Origin of the sequence: Altererythrobacter sp. CAU 1644 (assembly GCF_029623755.1) — a bacterium.
Taxonomy (GTDB): Bacteria; Pseudomonadota; Alphaproteobacteria; order Sphingomonadales; family Sphingomonadaceae; genus Erythrobacter; species Erythrobacter arenosus.
In genome coordinates this window covers 986,772-1,007,204 of sequence record NZ_CP121106.1, presented here as the reverse complement: position 1 = coordinate 1,007,204, position 20,433 = coordinate 986,772, and the positions used below count along the sequence as shown (strand labels likewise).

General features: G+C 64.7%; 17 protein-coding genes. 10 read left to right on the top strand and 7 right to left on the bottom strand.

Annotated elements, in window-relative coordinates; all coding sequences use genetic code 11:
* Nucleotides 1–2: 2 nt before the first annotated feature.
* A complete protein-coding gene (locus P7228_RS05005) occupies nt 3–470 on the bottom strand; it encodes a hypothetical protein (RefSeq protein WP_278017117.1) in 468 nt (155 codons plus the stop codon).
* Between the two features lie 48 nt (nt 471–518).
* The gene (locus P7228_RS05000) at nt 519–1,955 is read right to left on the bottom strand and encodes a sensor histidine kinase (RefSeq protein ID WP_278017116.1); all 1,437 of its coding nucleotides are present in this window, start codon (nt 1,953–1,955) and stop codon (nt 519–521) included.
* Nucleotides 1,956–2,177: 222 nt separating this feature from the next.
* Between P7228_RS05000 and P7228_RS04995 the strand changes: the two genes are divergently transcribed.
* From P7228_RS04995 to P7228_RS04970, 6 genes are all read left to right on the top strand, one after another.
* Nucleotides 2,178–3,347 (top strand): isovaleryl-CoA dehydrogenase, encoded by a 1,170-nt coding sequence (locus P7228_RS04995; RefSeq protein WP_278017115.1) that lies wholly within the window; start codon nt 2,178–2,180, stop codon nt 3,345–3,347.
* Complete coding sequence (locus tag P7228_RS04990) at nt 3,344–4,951, top strand: carboxyl transferase domain-containing protein (RefSeq protein ID WP_278017114.1); 1,608 nt, start codon at nt 3,344–3,346, stop codon at nt 4,949–4,951. The genes P7228_RS04995 and P7228_RS04990 overlap by 4 nt, the downstream gene beginning before the upstream one ends.
* 4 nt (nt 4,952–4,955) lie before the next feature.
* The gene (locus P7228_RS04985; protein WP_278017113.1) at nt 4,956–5,363 is read left to right on the top strand and encodes a DUF4345 domain-containing protein; all 408 of its coding nucleotides are present in this window, start codon (nt 4,956–4,958) and stop codon (nt 5,361–5,363) included.
* 61 nt (nt 5,364–5,424) lie between these two features.
* On the top strand, nt 5,425–6,075 hold the full coding sequence (locus tag P7228_RS04980; protein WP_278017112.1) for a lysophospholipid acyltransferase family protein: 651 nt from the start codon (nt 5,425–5,427) through the stop codon (nt 6,073–6,075).
* Nucleotides 6,072–6,869 (top strand): DUF1295 domain-containing protein, encoded by a 798-nt coding sequence (locus P7228_RS04975; protein ID WP_278017111.1) that lies wholly within the window; start codon nt 6,072–6,074, stop codon nt 6,867–6,869. The genes P7228_RS04980 and P7228_RS04975 overlap by 4 nt, the downstream gene beginning before the upstream one ends.
* A 46-nt stretch (nt 6,870–6,915) precedes the next feature.
* Nucleotides 6,916–7,581, top strand: coding sequence for a hypothetical protein (locus P7228_RS04970; protein WP_278017110.1), 666 nt, complete (start codon nt 6,916–6,918; stop codon nt 7,579–7,581).
* Here P7228_RS04970 and P7228_RS04965 read toward each other — a convergent pair whose 3' ends face one another.
* The 5 genes from P7228_RS04965 to P7228_RS04945 all read right to left on the bottom strand — a co-directional run bounded on the left by P7228_RS04965 (nt 7,582) and on the right by P7228_RS04945 (nt 15,034).
* On the bottom strand, nt 7,582–9,288 hold the full coding sequence (locus P7228_RS04965; protein WP_278017109.1) for a bifunctional metallophosphatase/5'-nucleotidase: 1,707 nt from the start codon (nt 9,286–9,288) through the stop codon (nt 7,582–7,584). It lies immediately after the preceding gene.
* A gap of 58 nt (nt 9,289–9,346) precedes the next feature.
* On the bottom strand, nt 9,347–10,090 hold the full coding sequence (locus P7228_RS04960) for a M50 family metallopeptidase (protein ID WP_278017108.1): 744 nt from the start codon (nt 10,088–10,090) through the stop codon (nt 9,347–9,349).
* Complete coding sequence (locus P7228_RS04955; protein ID WP_278017107.1) at nt 10,087–11,172, bottom strand: AI-2E family transporter; 1,086 nt, start codon at nt 11,170–11,172, stop codon at nt 10,087–10,089. Before P7228_RS04955 ends, P7228_RS04960 begins: the two co-directional genes overlap by 4 nt.
* 30 nt (nt 11,173–11,202) lie before the next feature.
* Nucleotides 11,203–13,758 (bottom strand): DNA topoisomerase (ATP-hydrolyzing) subunit B, encoded by a 2,556-nt coding sequence (gyrB, locus tag P7228_RS04950; RefSeq protein ID WP_278017106.1) that lies wholly within the window; start codon nt 13,756–13,758, stop codon nt 11,203–11,205.
* An 88-nt stretch (nt 13,759–13,846) separates the two neighbouring features.
* The gene (locus P7228_RS04945; protein WP_278017105.1) at nt 13,847–15,034 is read right to left on the bottom strand and encodes a PQQ-dependent sugar dehydrogenase; all 1,188 of its coding nucleotides are present in this window, start codon (nt 15,032–15,034) and stop codon (nt 13,847–13,849) included.
* Between the two features lie 198 nt (nt 15,035–15,232).
* On the opposite strand from P7228_RS04945, the gene P7228_RS04940 reads away from it, so the two are divergent.
* The 4 genes from P7228_RS04940 to P7228_RS04925 all read left to right on the top strand — a co-directional run bounded on the left by P7228_RS04940 (nt 15,233) and on the right by P7228_RS04925 (nt 19,844).
* Nucleotides 15,233–16,618, top strand: a complete 1,386-nt coding sequence (locus P7228_RS04940; protein ID WP_278017104.1) for an L-serine ammonia-lyase — start codon at nt 15,233–15,235, stop codon at nt 16,616–16,618.
* 83 nt (nt 16,619–16,701) lie between these two features.
* A complete protein-coding gene (locus P7228_RS04935; protein WP_278017103.1) occupies nt 16,702–17,835 on the top strand; it encodes an Acg family FMN-binding oxidoreductase in 1,134 nt (377 codons plus the stop codon).
* A complete protein-coding gene (locus P7228_RS04930) occupies nt 17,832–18,278 on the top strand; it encodes a MarR family winged helix-turn-helix transcriptional regulator (RefSeq protein ID WP_278017102.1) in 447 nt (148 codons plus the stop codon). Before P7228_RS04935 ends, P7228_RS04930 begins: the two co-directional genes overlap by 4 nt.
* Before the next feature lie 27 nt (nt 18,279–18,305).
* Nucleotides 18,306–19,844 carry a class I adenylate-forming enzyme family protein gene (locus P7228_RS04925; protein WP_278017101.1) on the top strand — a complete coding sequence of 513 codons (1,539 nt, stop codon included), beginning with the start codon at nt 18,306–18,308 and terminating at the stop codon, nt 19,842–19,844.
* Nucleotides 19,845–20,433: the final 589 nt, after the last annotated feature.

Below are 20,433 nucleotides of genomic sequence, written 5' to 3'. Positions count from 1 at the left end.
GCCTACTCGTCGTCCTGGCTCGGGGCGACGTAGGTCACCTGCCGCAATTCGACGGTCAGCCCGCTGTCGCTGGTGGTGCGCATGGTGCCGTCCTTCTCCTGCCGTTCGTTGGCCCAGCATTCGCCGCTGCGTCCTTCCTCGGACGGGGTGAAGCACAGCCGCCCCTCCGACACTTCTTCCCAAGTTCCTTCCTGCAGGGGATCGCCGTTCCTGAAGTCGCGATAGGTCCCGTCCGGGTCGAGATAGGTGGTGTAGACGCCGCCGTCTTCGCCATCCACGCGCCACGCGGTTCCGGCCAATGCCAGCTGGTCTCCGCTCGGCTCGGGGCTCGGCTCGGCGGAGCTTTCTTCCCCGGTTGCAGTGGTCGGCTCGCCGACGGGGGCGGCGGCCTCTTCCTCGGCAGGCGGGGTGCAGGCGGCGCAGATCGCGAGGGCGGCAATGGGGGGCAGGCAACGGGCGGGCATTCTCATCCGGGCCAGCCTAAAGCGCATGGAGGCAAAGGCCAAGCGGCATGGCCGCTATTTTCCGGCCCCGCACAGCCGTGCGAGCGGCACGGTGATCTCGACGATCAACCCGTCAGCCTGCCAGTCGCGCTCGATCTTTCCGCCGAGCTGGTTGCGGATCGCCGTGTCAGCGAGCCTCGTCCCGAAGCCGAATTGCTCGGGGCTGGAAACGCGCGGGCCACCGCGCTCGTGCCAGCGGATCGCAACCTCCTCACCGTCCTGCTCGATCTCGATACTGACCGAACCCTTGTCGGTCGAGAGTGCGCCATATTTGGTCGCATTGGTGGCGAACTCGTGGAAGACCAGTGCAATCGGCGTGGCGACCTTCTGGCAGATCGGCACTGCATCGCCGATGATAGTCACCCGTCCGCCTGCACCATCCTGATAAGGCGACATCAGCAGCTCCAGCAGTTCGCTCAGCTCCTCGCTGCCATCCTTATCGAGCGGTCGGACGAATTCCTGCGCGCGGCCGAGCGTGCGGATCGTCGCGTTGATTTCCTGTCCGAAAGCCTCGAGCTCGGCATGTCCGCGGGTTCTGAGGGTGATCAGGCCGGAGATCACTGCGAAGATGTTCTTGATCCGATGCGCCAGTTCCTTGGCGACGAGCTCGCGCGTGTCGGATAGGCGATGGCCGTCATCGATATCGGTGATGGTGCCGAACCACCGTTCGACGATACCGTCGGCAGTCTTGAACGGCAGGCCCCGCGCGATGACCCAGCGATAGCTGCCATCGCTGCGCTTCAACCGGTATTCGGTTTCATAGGGCTCGCCCCGCGCCCGCGCCTGTTCCCACGCATCGAACCAGCTTGCCCGGTCTTCCGGGTGGAACCAATCGTCCCAGCCGCCTTCGGGCCGCTCCTCAGAGCCGACGAATTCATACCACCGCCGGTTGAAGTAATCGAAATTGCCCTCGGCGTCCGACGACCAGGCGATATCGGGAATGCTGTCGGCCAGCATCCGGAACTTGGCCTCGCTCCGCTCGAGCTCGGCATCCGCGATGCGCATGCGGCGATGCCCGAACAGGCGGCGGATGACTGCTTCGGCGAGGACTTCGAGGCCTTCGAGCTGCAAGGGCGTCAGCCCGTCCGGACGCGGCGTGGTATCGGTGACGCACAGTGCCCCGAGCGGCGCCCCCTCGGCCGAAACCAGCGGCGCGCCGGCATAGAAGCGCACATGCGCCGCACCGGTGACCAGCGCAAACTCGCGGAAGCGCGGGTCCTGCGTCGCGTCGGGCACGATCAGCGGTTCGGTGCCGAGCATGGCATGCGCGCAGAAGCTCGTGGCGCGCGGCGTCTCGGTGGTCTCGGTTCCTTCGCGGACGAGGAACCTCTGCCGCTCGGACTCGACCAGGCTGATCATCGCCGATGGCGCGTCGCACAAGGTGGCGGCGAACTGCACGAGGCGCGCAAGTTCCGGGTCGGCCTCGAGCTCGTCGAAGCCGTAGCTGGCCATCACCCTCAGCCGTTCGCCCTCTCCGCAGAATTCCGCAGCGGGCGGAGTCCTCCGCGGCCAAGGTATTAAGTCGCTGATTTTCGAACGGTTAAGCATCCGGTCCAGCCCTTGCATAATCTTCTGCTTAGCACAATCGGCGTCCCGCGGGGGTCGATTTCACCTGCAACCGGTTTGCGCGGCGAAAAGGTGTTGCTATGCGCCTCGTCAGATCAAGGAGATATCATGCGCGCCACCCCCGATTTCGATTTCCAGCTTGGCGAAAGCGCGGAGATGATCCGCGAAAGCGTGGGCCGCTTCGCCGACGAGCAGATCGCGCCGCTGGCGAACAGGATCGACCGCGAGGATTACTTCCCGCGCGACGAGCTTTGGCGCCAGATGGGCGAGCTGGGCCTGCACGGCATCACGGTGGCGGAAGAAGACGGCGGGCTGGGCCTCGGCTATCTCGAACATGTCATCGCGGTCGAGGAAGTCAGCCGCGCCAGCGCCTCGCTCGGCCTCAGCTACGGCGCGCATTCGAACCTCTGCGTCAACCAGATCCGCCGCTGGGGCAATGACGAGCAGAAGGCGAAATACCTCCCTGGGCTGATTTCGGGTGAGCATGTTGGTTCGCTCGCCATGTCCGAAGCCGGCGCGGGCTCGGACGTCGTCTCGATGAAGCTCAAGGCCGAGGAAGTGCAGGGCGGTTACGTCCTCAACGGCACCAAGTTCTGGATCACCAATGCGACCTATGCCGATACGCTGGTGGTCTATGCCAAGACCTCGCCCGAAGCATCGAGTCGCGGCATCACCGCCTTCCTGATCGAGAAGGGCGACGAGGGGTTTGCGATCGGCCAGAAGATCGAGAAAGTCGGCATGCGCGGCTCGCCCACGGCAGAGCTGGTGTTCGACGACTGCCATATCCCTGAGGACCGCGTGATGGGCCCGGTCAATGGCGGGGTCGGCGTGCTGATGAGCGGGCTCGACTACGAGCGCGTCGTGCTCGCGGGGCTGCAGCTCGGCATCATGCAGGCCTGCCTCGACACGGTCATCCCCTACCTGCGCGAGCGCAAGCAGTTCGGAAAGCCGATCGGCAGCTTCCAACTGATGCAGGCCAAGGTCGCCGACATGTATGTCGCGCTGCAATCGGCGCGCGCTTACACCTATGCGGTGGCGAAGAGCTGCGATGCGGGCCACACCACCCGCTTCGATGCGGCGGGCGCGATCCTGCTGGCGAGCGAGAATGCCTTTCGCGTGGCGGCCGAAAGCGTGCAGGCGCTGGGCGGCGCAGGCTACACGCTCGACTGGCCGGTGGAACGCTATATGCGCGATGCGAAGCTGCTCGATATCGGCGCGGGCACGAACGAGATCAGGCGGATGCTAATCGGGCGCGAACTGATCGGGGCGGCGGGATGAGCGCACCTGTTCTCGTCTCGAAGCTTGACCGCGAGGCGCCCGACGCCAAGGCGCGGTTTGATCACAACAAGGCCCTGGCCGACGAACTGCGCGCGCATGTGGCCGCGGCTGCACTCGGCGGGCCGGAAAAGCACCGCGAGCGGCATGTGTCGCGCGGCAAGCTCCTCCCCCGCGACCGCGTCGAGCGCTTGCTCGATCCGGGCTCGCCTTTCCTCGAGGTCGGCCAGCTCGCGGCGAACGGCATGTATGAAGGCGACGTCTCGGGAGCATCGATGATCTGCGGGATCGGGCGCGTCTCGGGCCGCCAGGTGATGATCGTTTGCAACGATCCGACCGTGAAGGGTGGCTCCTACTACCCGATGACGGTCAAGAAGCACCTCCGCGCACAGGAAATCGCGCAGGAGAACCGCCTGCCGTGCATCTACCTCGTCGACAGCGGCGGGGCGAACCTGCCCTATCAGGCCGAAGTCTTCCCCGACCGCGAGCATTTTGGGCGCATCTTCTTCAACCAGGCCAACATGAGCGCGCTCGGCATCCCGCAGATCGCCTGCGTGATGGGCAGCTGCACCGCGGGCGGCGCCTACGTCCCCGCCATGTCCGACGAGACCGTGATCGTGCGCGAGCAGGGCACAATCTTCCTCGCCGGTCCGCCGCTGGTGAAGGCCGCCACGGGAGAAGAGATCAGCGCCGAGGACCTTGGCGGCGGCGACCTGCACGCCAAGAAATCGGGCGTGGTCGATCACCTCGCCGAGAATGACGAGCACGCGCTCACCATCGTGCGCGATATCGTCAGCCACCTCGGCGAGAACCACGCGGCGGCGAAAGATATCGGACTGCGCGATCCGCGCGCGCCCAAGTTCGACGCAGAGGATCTCTACGCGCTGATCCCTGAAGATGTCCGCGCGCCCTATGACGTGCATGAGGTGATCGCGCGCATCGTCGATGGGAGCGAGTTCCACGAGTTCAAGCAGCTCTTCGGCTCGACGCTGGTGTGCGGCTTCGCGCATATCTGGGGCATGCCGGTCGCGATCCTCGCCAACAATGGCGTGCTGTTTTCAGAGAGCGCGCAAAAGGGCGCGCATTTCATCGAGCTCGCCTGCCAGCGCCGCATCCCGCTGCTGTTCCTGCAGAACATCTCGGGCTTCATGGTCGGCGGGAAATACGAGGCGGAAGGCATCGCCAAGCACGGCGCGAAGCTCGTCACTGCGGTCGCCACCGCGACCGTGCCCAAGGTTACCGTAGTGATCGGCGGCAGCTTCGGTGCAGGCAATTACGGCATGTGCGGCCGCGCCTATTCCCCGCGCTTCCTGTTCACCTGGCCCAATGCGCGCATTTCGGTGATGGGGGGAGAGCAGGCCGCCGCGGTGCTCGCCACCGTCCACCGCGACGCCGACAGCTGGACACCCGAACAGGCCGAGGAGTTCAAGGCCCCGATCCGCCAGAAATACGAGGACGAAGGCAACCCCTATTACGCGACCGCCCGCCTGTGGGATGACGGCGTGATCGACCCGGTGCAGACGCGTGACGTGCTGGGGCTTGCCTTCGCCGCCACGCTCGAAGCGCCGATTGCCGACCGGCCCGCCTTCGGCGTGTTCCGGATGTGATGTGATGGGTGTGCTCCTGCGCGTGTTCGGAGTTGTCTGCATCGCGGTGGGAGCGTTGCACATTGCACTGGGCCTGCAGGCGGACCAAATGCTCGGAGCGGGAATCTCGGAAGAGACGCTCACCAATGCCTCGCTCGACAGTCAGAACCGATTCTATGGTGCGCAGTTCATGCTGGTGGGTGCGGTCGCGTGGATGTGCGGTGGCGATCTTGAGCGCCATGCAACGCTTTTCCGGGTGTTGATGGCGGTCTTCTTCCTCGGTGGCCTGGCACGGCTGGTCTCGCTCCTGTTGCTTGGGTGGCCTGCGCCAATGGTCCAGCTGCTTGCGGCGAGCGAGCTTGTCATTCCACCCCTGCTCTTGCTGTGGCATGCAAGACTAACCCGGGCGCGCGGGCCAGCGTCACGCAGCTGACCTTCAAACTCTCTCGCATTCCTCTCCGTAGCTGCTAGGCAGTTGGACAGGGGAGAGAGAATTGTCGTCACAGCCGCCTGAAGGTCCGGCCCGAAATCCGCGTCGCAAGCGATCCATCCTGTCGCGCGTCGTGCGGCGGATCATCTGGGTGATCTATCGCCTGCAGGGCTGGAAGATCGACACCCGGCTGCCGCATATTCCGAAATACGTCATTGCGGGCGCGCCGCATACGTCGAACTGGGATTTCGTCTTCTTCACCGGCGCCACGGCGGAAGAGGGCGTGGCGCCGAGCTTCATGGGCAAGCACACGCTGTTCCAAGGCTTCATGCGCAATTTCATGTTCGACATGGGCGGCGTGCCGATCGACCGGACCAAGCGCGCCAACTATGTCGAGCAGGTCGCGGACGCCTTTGCGGCTGCCGACAAGCTTGCGCTGGTGATCGCGGCAGAGGGCACGCGCAGTTCCAACGGCGAATGGAAATCGGGGTTCTGGCATATCGCGCGCGAGGCCAAGGTTCCCATCGTCCTCGCCTGGGTCAGCTGGAAGACCCGCAGGCTCGGCTTCAGCGAGCCGATTACGCCGAGCGAGGACTACGCCGCCGACCTGGCGAAGATCGCCGCCTGGTTTAGATCCAAGCGACCCGATTACGAGCGTTACAAGGTGCTCGAAGCGCAGGCGCGTCGGCTGGTCGAGGAGAAGGATGTGTCATGATCGTCGAAGCACTGCTGTGGAACTTCGCCATCCTGGTCGGCGTCGTGCTGATCCTTTGGGTGATCTCGGTCCAGATCGACGACGTGTCCTTCATCGACGCCTTCTGGGGCGCGGGCATGGCGATGCTGGCCCTGATCAGCTGGCTCAGGTTGGCCGAACCCGGCCCGTTGGCAACGCTGCTCATGGCGATGACGGTCTCGTGGGGACTGCGGCTCGGCATTTACCTGCTGCGCCGCTGGCGGCGCGAGGGTGAGGACAAGCGCTACAAGCTGATCCTGAAGAAAGACCGCGAGAAGGGCAATTTCGCCATCGCCGCGCTGACCAAGGTGTGGCTGATGCAGGCAGTGCTGCTGTTCATGGTGTCGAGCCCGGCGCAATACGGCATCCTCGAGTCCGGGAGCGTGCAGCCGATCAGCGGTCTCGCGCTGGTGGGCCTGGCGGTCTACGCGATCGGCATCTTCTTCGAATGGGTCGGCGACTGGCAACTGGCGCGGTTCAAGGCCGATCCGGCGAACGAGGGCAAGGTGCTCGACACCGGATTGTGGCGCTACACCCGCCACCCCAATTATTTCGGCGACTTCATGGCCTGGTGGGGCATCTGGATCGCCGCCGCATCGGCTGGCTGGTGGGTGGCGGCCTGGACCGTGATCGGCCCGCTGTTCCTCAGCTTCACGCTCACCAAGTGGTCGGGCGTCGCCTTGCTCGAGAAGGGCATGGACCGGAGCAAGGGTGACAAATACGCCGATTACAAGCGGCGCACCTCGGCCTTTTTCCCTCGCCCGCCGAGGAAATAGGCGGGTTGCAAAAGAAAGGCCTTTAACCCGCCCGCTTGCATCCTAAATGGGTGGTCTCAAGGTCGAGACGGGAGCCCCCACCGTGAGCGAAGACGAGTTGATCGAAGAGCGAAGTCGCCTGACCCGCAAGGCGATGGAACTGATGGAGCGCAGCGGCGAAGAAGTCAGCCGTGGCCGCCTGGCTTCCGAACTCGGCATATCGCGCGCGCGCATCGAACAGGTCTTTCCCGAGGATGACGACCTGCGCGAGGCGGTCACCGCGGAATGGTTCGCGCCCAAGCTGGCAGTGATGGACGAGGTCATGGCGAGCGACCTGCCGCCACGCCGCAAGATGTACGAATTCTTCGCGCGCCGATTTGTCCTGCTGCGCCAGAATTTCCGCGACGACCCTGTGCGCTTCCGCTTCTACGTCGAGCTGGGCGAAAGCTATTTCGAATATGCGCGCAGCTACATCGACCTGGCCGACCACTACACGTGCGAACTGATCGCCGAGGCGCAGGCCGAAGGGCACCTCAAGGAGCTCGAAATCAACCACGCGCTGTCGCTGATCAACCAGATGGTGATCTGCTATATCCAGCCCTACCTGATCGCGATGCTCGACGAACGCCTCACCGAAGAAAAGCTGGGCCGGATCATCGACACCATCTTTGACGGACTGTCGGCGGAAGATCGCGGCGCGCAGGGCGTAACCGGGCTGCGCGCGGCAACCTGATTACTGGCCGCTGTCGAGCCGGGTAACCCGCCCGGTCGGCGGGAGCGCCCGCACTTCCCCTTGTGCCAGCCACAGTTCCATCGCTTCGAGATCGAGCGGGCCGACGGTCGCTTCGGTGCCCTGGGTGAAGACCGAAAAACTGTCACCCCCGCCTGCAAGGAAGCTGTTCATCGTCACGCGATAGGTCGCGGCAGGATCGATCGGCTTGCCGTCCAGCGTGACGTTCACGACGCGGCTGCCGACCGGGCGGCGCATGTCGTAGGTGAGGACGAAGCCCTCGGAAGGGCTAAAGGTCTGCACGAAACCCTCGTCGTCGAATTGCTGCTCGAGCAGCGCCAGAAGCTGCGCCCCGGTGAAGCTCTTGGTCACGAGCGTGTTGCCGAACGGCTGGACGGTGTAGACATCGGCGAAGGTCACCGTGCCATCCGCCCGCGGTGTTAGCGCCGCGCGAATGCCCGAATTGTTCATGAACGCGATCTGCGCGCCCGCGTCGCGCGTGGCGAGGAGTTGCGCATCGGCAATGGCATTGCCCAGCGGCGTCTCTTCGGTTGCCGTCGCCCGAAAGCGGCCATCGCCCGTGATCCGCCCGACCGAACGCTCGGCGATCGCGCGCGCGGCCTCGGCATGGACCGCGACATAGGCATCGGCAGCAGCATCGAGCGTGCCGGTGGTCGAACCATCGGCGCGGACCATTACGTTTCGCGCGCTGCTGGCAGTAACGTCGCTAGCGACCGGATCGATGGTCAACGCGATATCGGTGACGAAGGCGCCGCCATAGCCTGCACTGGTAACGAGGAAGCTGCGCGCGGGATCGATCTCGGAATAGTCGCAGACGTAGAACTGGTGGGTATGGCCCGACAGGACCAGGTCGACCCGGGGATCGACGCGCGCCAGGATGTCGAGCAGCGGACCGTTGATCCCCTCGCAGCCCGGATCGTCGAAGCGGCGGTCGCTGTAGAGGCCCTGGTGGATCGCCACGATCACTGCATCGACGCCCTGCTGTGCGAGCTTCTCGACCTCGGCATTGATCGCCAGCGCCTCGTCCGCGAATTCGAGGCCGTCAACCCCGCTTGGCGTGACGAGATTGGGCGTGTCCTCCAGCGTCAGGCCGATCACACCGACCGAAATCCGCGCCTCGCCCTCGCCGAAGCTCCTGATCGCCGAGCCCGGGAACAGCGGCTCGCCGCCGTCCTCGAACTGGGTTCCGGCCGCGAGGATCTGGAAGCTCGCCCCCTTGAAAGGCTCGACCTGGCATGGCTCGCGATTGGAGAACTTCTCGCAGCCTCCGTCCTGCATGCGCCTGAGTTCGCGCCAGCCGCGGTCGAATTCGTGGTTGCCCACGGCGCTGAAGTCGACCCCGAGGTTGCCGAGACCGGTCACGGTCGGCTCGTCGAGGAACAGCGAGGACACCAGCGGGCTGGCGTTGATCATGTCGCCCGCCGCGATGACGAGACTGTGGTCGTTCTGCCTGCGCAGGCTGTCGATCACGGCGGAATAGGCGGCGAGCCCGCCGACCTGCACCTGTTCGGTGCTGCCGTCGGCCTTCGGCACGGTGTAGGGCCGCCGCAGCGGCTCGAGATTGCCGTGGAAATCATTGAGGCCGATCACCCGCAAGGTGACCGGTTCGGGTGCGGCGCTGGGCGCTTCGGGGAGCGTGGCGCAGGCGCCGAGTGCCAGCGCGGCCAGGAGGGGGGCGAGTTGCTTCATGGGCAGTGCTGATGCCTGCCTATTGCTGCAATCTCAAGATGCTACGTCGAGTGGGTGGCTAGCGCAGGCGCCGCGGGCCACCGTCGCCCTTCGCGAGAGCGTATTTCAGGGTGATGGCGATCGTCCCCGCCGAGATCGCGAGCAGCACGATAGCCCACAGCCAATAGGGCAGCAGCAGCGCCTCTTCCATCGCGCCGGTGTCCGACAGCATGGGCTGCCCGCCGATCACCGCGCTGTGCGAAAACAGATAGTCCCAGTCGCGCAGCATGCTCATCGCGGCAAGCACGCCGAGGAACTGCAACGAAAAGCGTTGCGCCCAATCCTTCCCGCGATAGGCGATCCAGGCGATGGCGGCGCCGACCAGCGGCAGGACGACCAGTCCCACCGTGCTGCGCACCCAGATCAGCGCGGAGAGCGCGATCAACCCGGCCAGGACCAGCAGCGCCGGCCTCCAGCGCTTGCGCCTGCTGCTGGCGAGGATCAGCGCTGCGCCGATAATCACCGGACCCAACGGCCCGCCCGCCGCGATCAAGCCGTGCGAGAGATTGCCGGCATCGCTGTCGAGCCGCGTCTCCGCGTACCCGGAGCCATCGGTGAAGATCACCAGGCGCTCGAACTCGTGGCCGAGCAGCATGCCGGTGAGCCCGTGGCCCATCTCGTGGAACCACGTCGTCAGGATCGTGAAGGGATAGATCACGTAATTGCCCAGCGGCAGTTGCGGCATGAACACCACCAGCACCCCGGCGAGGAACAGGCGGCCGAGTTGCTCGCCCGAGCTGCCTGGTGCGACCACGGACCTCATTGCTCGACCTCCACCGGCCGCGAGACGCCGCGCTGCTCGCTGAGGATCGACCAGCAGGCAATGAACAGGCCTGCGGCCATCGGGCCGAGCACGATGCCGGAGAGGCCTGCCATGGCAATGCCGCCCAGCGTCGAAACCAGGATGATCCAGTCGGGGATGCCGGTATCGCGCCCGACCAGGATCGGTCGCAGCAGGTTGTCGGCCATCCCGATGACCGCCACGCCCGAGACCACCACCACGATCCCCTGCCAGATCGCGCCGGTGGCGAGCAGGTAGATTGCGACCGGCGCCCACACCAGCGCCGGGCCGAGGGCAGGCAGCAGCGAGAACACCGCCATCAACACACCGAACAGGACAATCGAAGGCATGCCGACGATCCAGAAGGTGATCGCGCCCAAGGCACCCTGGACCAGCCCCACGACGACCGAGCCCTTGATCGTCGCGCGCACGATGCCGAGGAATTTTTCGACCAACCGGTCGGCGACCGGGCGTTCGAGCGGCAGTGCAGCGGTGACCTTCTCGCCCACCTGCGTGCCGTCGCGCAGCAGGAAGTAGGTGACGTAAAGGCCGACACCGAAGGCGAGTACGAAGCTGAACACCCCGCCGCCGACGGCGACCGCCTGCTGGGCGATCAGTCCGGCGCTCTCGGCGAGAAATTCCTGCGCGCGGGTCTGGAGAATGGCCAGGTCGGTCCAGCCCGAGGTGTCGAGCGACTGGCGGATATTGGCAGGAAGCGCGGCCAGAACTTGCTCGAACCAGGCGGCGACATCGATCTCTCCGCGCTGGAAGGCAATCACCAGGCTGGCCGCTTCGTTCACCACCATGCTGCCGATCCAGAAGGCCGGGACGAGTACCGCAACGAAGATCACCAGCAGGGCAAGCGCCGCGGCCCTGCTCGGATGGGTCGGCATCCGCCTCAGGATCCGCTGGTAGAGCGGCTGGAACATGATCGCCGCCAGCGTCGCCCACAGTAGCGGCGCAGCAAATGGCCAGACGATCCAGGCGAGGGCGAGCGTGACCAGCGCCAGCAGGAGCAGGAAACCGCCCTGCTCGATGTGACGCGTTTCCCTCCGCCCTTCCATCAACTCTCCTGCCGCTGCATTGGTCGCCGATCAGATATCGAGATTGGCGACGTTGAGCGCATTTTCCTGGATGAACTCGCGCCGCGGTTCGACCACATCGCCCATCAGGCGGGTGAAGATCTCGTCGGTAACGTCGGCATCCTCGACCTTGACCTGCAGCAGCGCGCGGTTCTCGGGATCGAGCGTGGTCTCCCACAACTGCTCGGCGTTCATCTCGCCAAGACCCTTGTAGCGCTGGATCGACAGGCCCTTGCGCCCTGCGGCGAGCACTGCGTCGAGCAATTCGGTCGGGCGCGAGATGGCATCGCCACCGACGGCGGCGGGCGCGTCGTCCTCTTCCGTGTCATCGGCAGGAACCGCCTCGGCATCGGCCGAGCTGATCTTAACCAATTGCGCGGGGCGGGCATAGGCTTCGGCCTGCTGGCCGGCGAGCCCGTGGAGCTTGTGCGCTTCGGTGCTGGAGAGGAAGCGGCCTTCGATATCGTGCACATCGGTCACCCCGCGCCAGACGCGCTCGAAACGGACGGTTCCGTCGTCGCGGATCGAGGCGGCCCAGGTCGCATCGTCGTCGCCCTGCTCCATCCGCTGCGCCGCGAATTGCAGCGCCTGCAGGCGAATATCGGGCGAGAGGCTGGGGTCGAGCGCGCCCGACAGCGCCATCTGCTCGATAATGGCAGGGTCGTATTTGCGCGGGATGAAGCCGAGCAGGCTGCGCAGGCGCAACGCATGGTCGACCAGCACGCGCAGGTCCTCGCCCGAACGCGCCCCGCCCGCGGCTTCGAGCACGCGGCCCTGTAGTCCGGCATCGACGAGGTAACGGTCGAGCGCGGCCTGGTCCTTGAGGTAGACCTCGCTGCGGCCCTTCGCGACCTTGTAGAGTGGCGGCTGCGCGATGAAGAGGTGCCCGGCCTTGATGATCTCGGGCATCTGGCGGTGGAAGAAAGTGAGCAGCAGCGTCCGGATATGCGCGCCATCCACGTCGGCGTCGGTCATGATCACGACCTTGTGATAGCGCAGCTTGTCGAGCGTGAATTCGTCGCGAATGCCGGTGCCCATCGCCTGGATCAGCGTGCCGACTTCCTTCGAGGAAATGATCCGGTCGAAGCGCGCGCGTTCGACATTGAGGATCTTGCCCTTCAGCGGCAAGATCGCCTGCGTCTTGCGGTCGCGGCCCTGCTTGGCCGAGCCGCCTGCGGAATCACCTTCGACCAGGAACAGTTCGGCCTTGGTCGCGTCACGCTCCTGGCAGTCGGCCAGCTTTCCGGGGAGCGAGGCGACGCTCATCGCGCCCTTGCGGCTCATTTCGCGGGCGCGGCGGGCGGCCTCACGCGCGGCGGCGGCGTCGATGATCTTCTGGATGATCTGCTTGGCATCGCCCGGGTTTTCCTCGAGCCACTCGGTCATCTTCTCGCCCATCAGGCTTTCGAGCGGCTGGCGCACTTCGGAGCTGACCAGCTTGTCCTTGGTCTGGCTGGAGAATTTCGGGTCGGGCAGCTTGACACTGACGATCGCGGTCAGCCCTTCGCGCATGTCCTCGCCCGATAGCGTGACCTTCTCCTTCTTCAGCAGGCCGGCAGAGGTCGCGTAATTGTTGAGCGTGCGGGTCAGCGCGGCGCGGAAGGCCGCCAAGTGCGTGCCGCCATCGCGCTGCGGGATGTTGTTGGTGAAGCAGAGGACGTTTTCGTAATAGCTGTCGTTCCACTCGAGCGCGACATCGATCCCGATCCCGTCCTTGTCGGCCGAAACCGCGATCGGCTCGGCCACCAGCGGTTGCTTGTTGCGGTCGAGATATTTGACGAAGGCAGCGATCCCGCCCTCGTAGAACAGGTCGTGCTCGAGCGGATCCTCGTGGCGCTTGTCGCGCAGCAGGATGCGCACGCCCGAATTGAGGAAGGCGAGTTCGCGATAGCGGTGCTCGAGCTTCTCGAAATCGAACTCGGTGACGTTCTTGAAAGTCTCGTGGCTGGCGCTGAAGGTCACGCGGGTGCCCTTTTTGAGACCGTTGTCGTCGCCATTGGACGCCACCGGCGGGGCATCGCCGACGATCTTGAGCGGGCCAACCGCGTCGCCGTGCTCGAAGCGCATCCAGTGCTCCTTGCCGTCGCGCCAGATGGTGAGCTCGAGCCATTCGCTGAGCGCGTTGACGACCGACACGCCCACGCCGTGCAGGCCGCCCGACACCTTGTAGGCATTGTCGTCGCTGGTGTTCTCGAACTTACCGCCCGCGTGCAGCTGGGTCATGATGACCTCAGCTGCCGACACGCCTTCTTCCTTGTGCATGTCGACCGGGATGCCGCGGCCGTTGTCTTCCACCGAAACGCTGCCGTCGGGGTTGAGTTCGATCAAAACGAGGTCGCAATGCCCGGCCAGCGCCTCGTCGATGGCGTTGTCCGACACCTCGAACACCATGTGGTGCAGGCCCGATCCGTCATCGGTGTCGCCGATATACATGCCGGGGCGCTTGCGCACCGCGTCTAGGCCCTTGAGAACCTTGATGGAATCGGAATCGTAGGCGTTCTTCTTGGGAGTTTCCGCGCCCTCGTTTTCAGGGGCGTTTTCCGGGTTGTTTTCGGTGTTCTCGTCCATGCCGATTATATAGGCATTTGGAGCAGGATTCCCAAGCTTACAGGCATTCTCTGGCGGCGTTTTCCACCGCGCACTGAGAATGCTCGCTTTAGTCGCCTGCGGGCGTCAATCGCCACAGATGACCGCTGACATCGCCTTCGCCGATATTGCCCTCTGTCAATAAGTAGAGCGTGCCGTCCGGAGCCTGGCGAACATCGCGAATCCGGCGCTTGAAATCGCTCAGCATGCGCTCTTCCTCGACCAGCAATCCAGTTGTTTGTCCGATGCGCAGGCGTACAAGCGAGCGACTTGCCAGCGCGCCGACCAGCAGCTTGCCATTCCAGGCGGAATTGGTGTCCGAACGGTAGATCGCGAGGCCGGATGGCGCAATCGACGGCGCCCAGAAGAAACGCGGCGACTCGATGCCCGGCGCTTGTTTGAGATTCGAGATCGCGCTGCCGTCATAGTCGATGCCGAAAAGGACGAGAGGCCAGCCGTAATTCCTCCCGGGCAGAATGCGGTTTATTTCGTCGCCGCCGCGCGGACCATGTTCGTGCGACCAGATCTCCCCCGTCGTGGTGTCGAGCGTCAGTCCCTGGATATTGCGGTGCCCGAGGGAATAGATTTCGGGGGCATAGCCGTCCCAGTTCACGAATGGATTATCTGGCGGGATCGATCCGTCCCGGCCAATACGGACGAGCTTGCCAAGATGGCTCTTCGGATCTTGGGCGGCGTCGCGATAGCTATAGCCATCCCCGACTCCCACCAGCAGCGTGTTATCAGGCAGCAGGATCATGCGCCCACCGGGATGCTGGGGTGTTTCGCGGCTCGCGTTTGACCGAAATATCGTGTGTCCATCTGCCAGTCTGGTGCCGTCGAGGCGCGCTCGCCAGACTGCTAGCCGGTTGGCGTTTTCCGTGCCCTCGACATAGGCGAGATAGAGCAAGCCATTCGTGGCAAAGTCGGGGTCCAGCACGACGTCGTGCAGCCCGCTTTCGGCCTCGCGCAAGAGATTGTCCGGCGCGCCTTCGACAGCTTGGGAAAGCCCGGTGGCAGGATCGACGATATGCAAACCGCCAAGCTTCTCGACCAGTAGGATGCGATCATCGGGGAGAAATGCCAGGGACCATGGCGAGTTGAATGCCGGTCCGACTTCTTCGACCATCAGTTCGGGAGCAGGCTGCGGGTCGACCCTGTCGATCGCAACATCGCGCAGACGTTGAGACTGGGTTTGCGCCGCAGAAGGCATCGAGAACGCGGCCAAAGCCAGCAAAGTGGCATGCGCAATACGAATCATGACTACCCCCCGATCTCGGTCGAGAGCCACCCTAGCAGGCCGGATTGCGCAAACCTGCGGCTTGTCGAGACCTCTGTCCGGTTCATCGAAAACGGCGGCTTGGCACCCCGATTTCGGCTTTGCGATAGCTCGGCCCATCAGCCTTTCTTCTGTTGCATATCGGTTGACCTTTGCGCGGGGGCGAACGAAAGCGCGAGCATGCTGTCAGTGCTCGACATTTTCCGGATCGGCGTGGGGCCTTCGAGCTCGCATACGGTGGGGCCGATGCGGATCGCGGGCATGTTCCTGCAGGTGCTCGCCAAGCAGAAACGGCTTGAGCGCGTCGCGCGTGTCCATGTCGAGTTGCAGGGCTCGCTCGCCTTGACCGGCGTGGGCCACGGCACCGTGGATGCGACGATCCTGGGGCTGGCGGGATTCGCGCCCGAGACGACCGATCCCGACGAGGCCGCGCGCACGCTAGCGGCGATCCGCGAGTCCGGGCGGCTGGTGCTGGGCGAGGTGCGCGAAATCGCCTTCGAGCAGGCGCGCGACATCGACCTTGCCGGGCATATCATCCCGCAGCTCCACCCCAACGGCATGAAGATCTGCGCCTGGAACGAGGCGGGAGAGCGCATGCTTGAGCGGACCTATTATTCGACCGGTGGCGGCTTCGTTGCCTCGGCTGCCCAACTCAAGCGCAAGCCCAAGGACGACCGGATCAACACCGGGGTCGAGGTGCCGCATAATTTCGGATCGGCGGCCGAACTGCTGGAAGCCTGCAACGCCAACCAGCAGACGATCGCCGATCTCGTCCTCGCCAATGAAGACGCGATGCGTCCGCGGGAGGAGACGCTGGCCGGCCTCGACGCCATTGCCCAGGCGATGGACCAGTGCATCGAGCGCGGATTGCACCAGCGCGGCATCCTTCCGGGCGGGCTCAAGGTCCAGCGGCGCGCGCCCGACCTGTGGGACAAGCTTTCCGCCAATCCGCAATCGAACGAGCGCGAGCAATTGTTCGACTGGCTCAACTGTTTCGCCATGGCTGTGAACGAGGAAAACGCCGCGGGCGGGCGCGTGGTGACCGCGCCGACCAATGGTGCGGCGGGCATCATCCCCGCCGTGATCCGGTTCTACTGCGTCAATGCCGAAGAGGGGCCGTGCCGCGAAAGCCGCCGCACCTTCCTGCTCACCGCCGGCGCCATCGGCCTCCTGTACAAGCAGCGCGCCTCGATCTCGGGTGCCGAAATGGGGTGCCAGGGCGAGGTGGGCGTGGCCTGTTCGATGGCGGCTGGCGGCTTGGCGGCGCTGTGGGGCGGGACCCCCGAACAGGTCGCCAGCGCAGCCGAGATCGGCATGGAGCACAATCTCGGGCTGACCTGCGACCCGGTCGGCGGGCTGGTGCAGGTGCCGTGCATTGAGCGCAATGCGATCGGCGCGGTCAAGGCGGTCAACGCCGCACGACTCGCGCTGCACCGCTTCGGGGTGGAGAGCTGCGTCAGCCTCGACCAGGTTATCGAGACCATGCGCCAGACCGGGCTCGACATGTCATCGAAGTACAAGGAAACGAGCCAGGGCGGGCTCGCGGTCAACGTCATCGAGTGCTGAGAATGCCGTAGGCGGTTGGGGCGCTTGCCTTTCTGACCGTATATAGTTAGATAGCTAATCAAATACGGTGGAGGCGATTGGCGATGGCAGGAATTTCCCGCAGACGAGTTCTCGCCGCTGGGCTGGGCGGCGCGGCATTGGTGGCGACCGGCGGCGTCTGGCGTGTCACACGGACACCGCAGACAGCCTACATGCCGTGGGAGCTCGATCCGTCGCCGCCAGCCGATGTGCGGCTCGATGCCTTTCGGCACGCCATTCTCGCGCCCAACCCGCACAATCGCCAGCCCTGGGTAATCGAGCTCGTCGGCGCGGACGAAGCCATCGTCTCGTGCGATCTCGAACGGCGGCTGCCGGTAACCGACCCCTTCGATCGCCAGATCACGATCGGCTTCGGAACCTTCCTCGAGCTGGCAAGGATTGCTGCCGCCGAACGCGGGGTGGCGCTGGAGATCGAAGCCTTTCCCGAGGGCGAAGATGCTCGCTCGCTCGACGCGCGTCCGGTTGCTCGCCTGCGCTTCATCGCCGATCCCGCGGTTTCGCGCGATCCGCTGTTCGCGCAGATCACGCGGCGCCGGTCGAACAAGGAGGAGTATGACCTTTCGCGCAAGGTGAGCGCGCAAGATCTCGCCGCCGTGATCCGCGACGGAGGAACGGGCACCGTGGATCCGGCCCGGCTCGCAATGTTGCGCGAGCAGATCGTCGCCGGGATCGAGGCGGAGATCACCACGCGCCCCGCCTATATGGAAAGCGTCGAACTCATGCGCATCGGGCACGAGGAGATCGATGCCAATCCGGACGGGATCGATCTCGATGGACCGATTATCGAGGCCGGCAAGCTGTTCGGCCTGGTGGATCGCGCAACGCTCGCCGATATGGAGAGCGATGCCTACCGTCAGGGGCTGGAGATGACCCGCGCCACCTATGGTTCGATCCCGGCGCTCATATGGATCGCGACCCCGGGCAACTCCCGCGCCGACCAGCTTGAGGCAGGGCGGCAATATGTCCGCGCCAACCTTCACGCGACCGCAGCCGGCATGGCGATGCATCCAATGAGCCAGACTTTGCAGGAATTCGCCGAGGTCGCTCCGATGTTTGCGCGCGTCCACGAACTACTGGGCACTGCGGGCCACGAGCGGGTTCAGATGCTCGCGCGGATCGGCTACGGACCGGAGGTCGGCCCGTCACCCCGCTGGCCGGTGGAGACGCATATCGTATGAGTTCGCAAGACCCGCTCGCCTTTCGAGTGCTGAATGAAATCGGGATCATCGACCAACTCGCCGCGCACGCGATGACGCAGGTGCTGCCCCGCAGCATGACCATGGCACAATTCGGGATCCTCAATCACTTCGTGCGTTTGAAACAGGAATTCAGCACGCCTGCGAAGCTCGCCAGCGCATTCCAGGTCAGCCGACCGACCATGAGCAACACCCTCGCCCGGCTCGAGCGGGCGGGACTGGTATCGATCTCGCCCGATCCGGAGGACGGTCGCGGCAAGCGAGTAGCCATCACCGAAGCGGGGCGCGCCATGCGCGAGGAATGCGTCGCGCGACTTGCCCAGCCGCTAAGCGATATGCAGGCGCAGGTGCCGCAGGAACTGCTCGACGATCTGCTGCCGCGCTTGACGCGGCTGCGCGAAATACTCGACGAGATGCGCAACTGATTCGCGTTGCGAGGGAAGAATTTGCCGATGATCGAAACCTTGCAGGCCGAATTCGGATCGTTCTCTGCGGCCCTGTCCGATTGGGCGGCGTCTCAGCCGGGGAAGCCCGCGCTGCGCGACGAAGACGGCGAGATCACCTGGGCGGAACTGGATGACCGGATGGAGCGCATTGCCGCGCAACTGGTCGAAACCGGCTTGGAGCGTGGGCAATCGGTCGCGATCCTCGGGACGAGCTGCATTAACTATGCGCTGGTGTTCCTTGCCGCGGTCCGCGCCGGCGGGGTTGCGGCGCCGCTGACCACCAGTGCCAGTCGCGACCAGCTCGAAGGCATGGCGGGCGACAGCGGTGCGCGACACCTGTTCATTGACGCGGCCAAGCGCGCCGATCTGGGCGCGGAATTCATGCCCGGGCTTGATCACATCGCGCTGGAGGATCTCGACCGTTGGATGGCGCCGGAAGGAACCACCGCGCCGCCGTTCGATCCCCGGCCGGGCGATCCGTTCAACATCATCTATTCTTCCGGCACGACGGGGATTCCCAAGGGCATCGTCCATTCGCACCAGATGCGCTGGCGCCAGTTTGCGCCGACGGCAACGAGCTATCTCGCCGCGGGGCTGGAGGTACGCTCGCTCTCCTCCACCCCCCTCTATTCGAACACCACCATGGTGGCCTTCCTCGCCGCAATGTTGGCGGGCGGGACGCTGCGGATCATGGGCAAGTTCGATTGCGCACGCTGGCTGGCGCATGCGGAGAGCGACCGAACCACTGTCACCATGCTGGTCCCGGTGCAGTACCAGCGGCTGATGGAACACCCCGGTTTCGACGAGCATGACCTGTCGGCACTGGCGCTCAAATATTGCACCAGCGCGCCATTCTCCGCCTCGCTCAAGGGTGAGGTACTTCGCCGGATGCCGGGCGCGCTGATCGAGATCTATTCCATGACCGAAGGCGGCGTAGTGTGCCTGCTCGCGGCCCATGAGTTTCCGGACAAGCTGCACACGGTCGGTCGTCCCGCGCCGGGGAGCGAACTCAAGGTGCTCGATGACGAGGATCGCGAAGTACCTCCGGGCGTTGCCGGCAATCTGGTCGGCAGGTCACAGACCATGATGAGCGGCTACAAGAACCAGCCCGAGAAAACCCGCGAAGGCTACTGGACCGATCCTGCGACCGGTGAGGTGTGGCAGCGCATGGGCGATATCGGCCGCGTCGATGCCGAAGGTTTCGTCGAATTGGTCGGCCGCTCCAAGGACATGATCATCTCGGGCGGCTTCAACATCTTCCCGTCCGACCTCGAGGCCGAACTGGAGAAGGAGGAGGATGTGCTGGAGGCAGCGGTGGTGGGCATGCCCTCGCAGCGCTGGGGAGAGACGCCGGTTGGTTTCGTGACGCTGGGGGATGGCGCGCGCGACTGCGAGGCGATCTGCGCGGCAGTCAACTCCCGCCTCGGCAAGACCCAGCGTCTCGCCGGGCTCTATGCGATCGAGGAAATGCCGCGCAGCCATATCGGCAAGCTGCTCAAGAGCGAGCTGCGCGAGGAGGCCGCGCGGCGCGAATTCGCCGGTTAGACGAGCGTATGGCCCAACAGCATGGTGCTGAGCCCGGTAGCGATGATCAGCGCGGCAAAGCGGTTCGCGAAGTCAGTCATGGCTTATCTCCTTTCGTGGTTACGCACGAAAGTTCGCCAGATACTTTTCGAAAGTTACACGGCGATCGAGACTGGCCGCAAACGGCAGGAGTTGGCCTTTGCGATCGAGACGCAGCCGCCGGGGTTGGGGGGGAGGACTGGTGGCGGCCGCGTCTCTTTCGCTGCCTATGCGCCTTGCCGGGGGGATGACCTCAGACGAGAATATGTCCGAGGCTGAGACCGCTGAACGCGGTCGCGGCAAGAAAGGCCAGGACGTGAACTGCTACACGCATCTCACTTCTCCTGTACACGCCCGGCGAGGTGGGAGAGGAAACCTCGTCTTCAGGCGATGAGTGGGAGATAGTGTTCGACCCCATCCAACTCAAATGCGAAAAGATCAGCCGTTGTTGCAAGATTTGCAACCAATGACCGACCGAGTGAGGGCGTAATGCACTGACCTTGCTCGCAGAAATTGCATCTCGCACAGATAACGCTCACAATACGCAAAACAAAACGGGTGGCCGAGTCGC

Bases quoted from the DNA above. Each gene is read 5' to 3' on its own strand.
- P7228_RS05005 (WP_278017117.1), bottom strand. From the start codon at position 470: ATGAGAATGCCCGCCCGTTGCCTGCCCCCCATTGCCGCCCTCGCGATC.
- P7228_RS05000 (WP_278017116.1), bottom strand. From the start codon at position 1,955: ATGGCCAGCTACGGCTTCGACGAGCTCGAGGCCGACCCGGAACTTGCG.
- P7228_RS04995 (WP_278017115.1), top strand. From the start codon at position 2,178: ATGCGCGCCACCCCCGATTTCGATTTCCAGCTTGGCGAAAGCGCGGAG.
- P7228_RS04990 (WP_278017114.1), top strand. From the start codon at position 3,344: ATGAGCGCACCTGTTCTCGTCTCGAAGCTTGACCGCGAGGCGCCCGAC.
- P7228_RS04985 (WP_278017113.1), top strand. From the start codon at position 4,956: ATGGGTGTGCTCCTGCGCGTGTTCGGAGTTGTCTGCATCGCGGTGGGA.
- P7228_RS04975 (WP_278017111.1), top strand. From the start codon at position 6,072: ATGATCGTCGAAGCACTGCTGTGGAACTTCGCCATCCTGGTCGGCGTC.
- P7228_RS04970 (WP_278017110.1), top strand. From the start codon at position 6,916: ATGGGTGGTCTCAAGGTCGAGACGGGAGCCCCCACCGTGAGCGAAGAC.
- P7228_RS04965 (WP_278017109.1), bottom strand. From the start codon at position 9,288: ATGAAGCAACTCGCCCCCCTCCTGGCCGCGCTGGCACTCGGCGCCTGC.
- P7228_RS04960 (WP_278017108.1), bottom strand. From the start codon at position 10,090: ATGAGGTCCGTGGTCGCACCAGGCAGCTCGGGCGAGCAACTCGGCCGC.
- P7228_RS04955 (WP_278017107.1), bottom strand. From the start codon at position 11,172: ATGGAAGGGCGGAGGGAAACGCGTCACATCGAGCAGGGCGGTTTCCTG.
- gyrB (WP_278017106.1), bottom strand. From the start codon at position 13,758: ATGGACGAGAACACCGAAAACAACCCGGAAAACGCCCCTGAAAACGAG.
- P7228_RS04945 (WP_278017105.1), bottom strand. From the start codon at position 15,034: ATGATTCGTATTGCGCATGCCACTTTGCTGGCTTTGGCCGCGTTCTCG.
- P7228_RS04940 (WP_278017104.1), top strand. From the start codon at position 15,233: ATGCTGTCAGTGCTCGACATTTTCCGGATCGGCGTGGGGCCTTCGAGC.
- P7228_RS04935 (WP_278017103.1), top strand. From the start codon at position 16,702: ATGGCAGGAATTTCCCGCAGACGAGTTCTCGCCGCTGGGCTGGGCGGC.
- P7228_RS04930 (WP_278017102.1), top strand. From the start codon at position 17,832: ATGAGTTCGCAAGACCCGCTCGCCTTTCGAGTGCTGAATGAAATCGGG.
- P7228_RS04925 (WP_278017101.1), top strand. From the start codon at position 18,306: ATGATCGAAACCTTGCAGGCCGAATTCGGATCGTTCTCTGCGGCCCTG.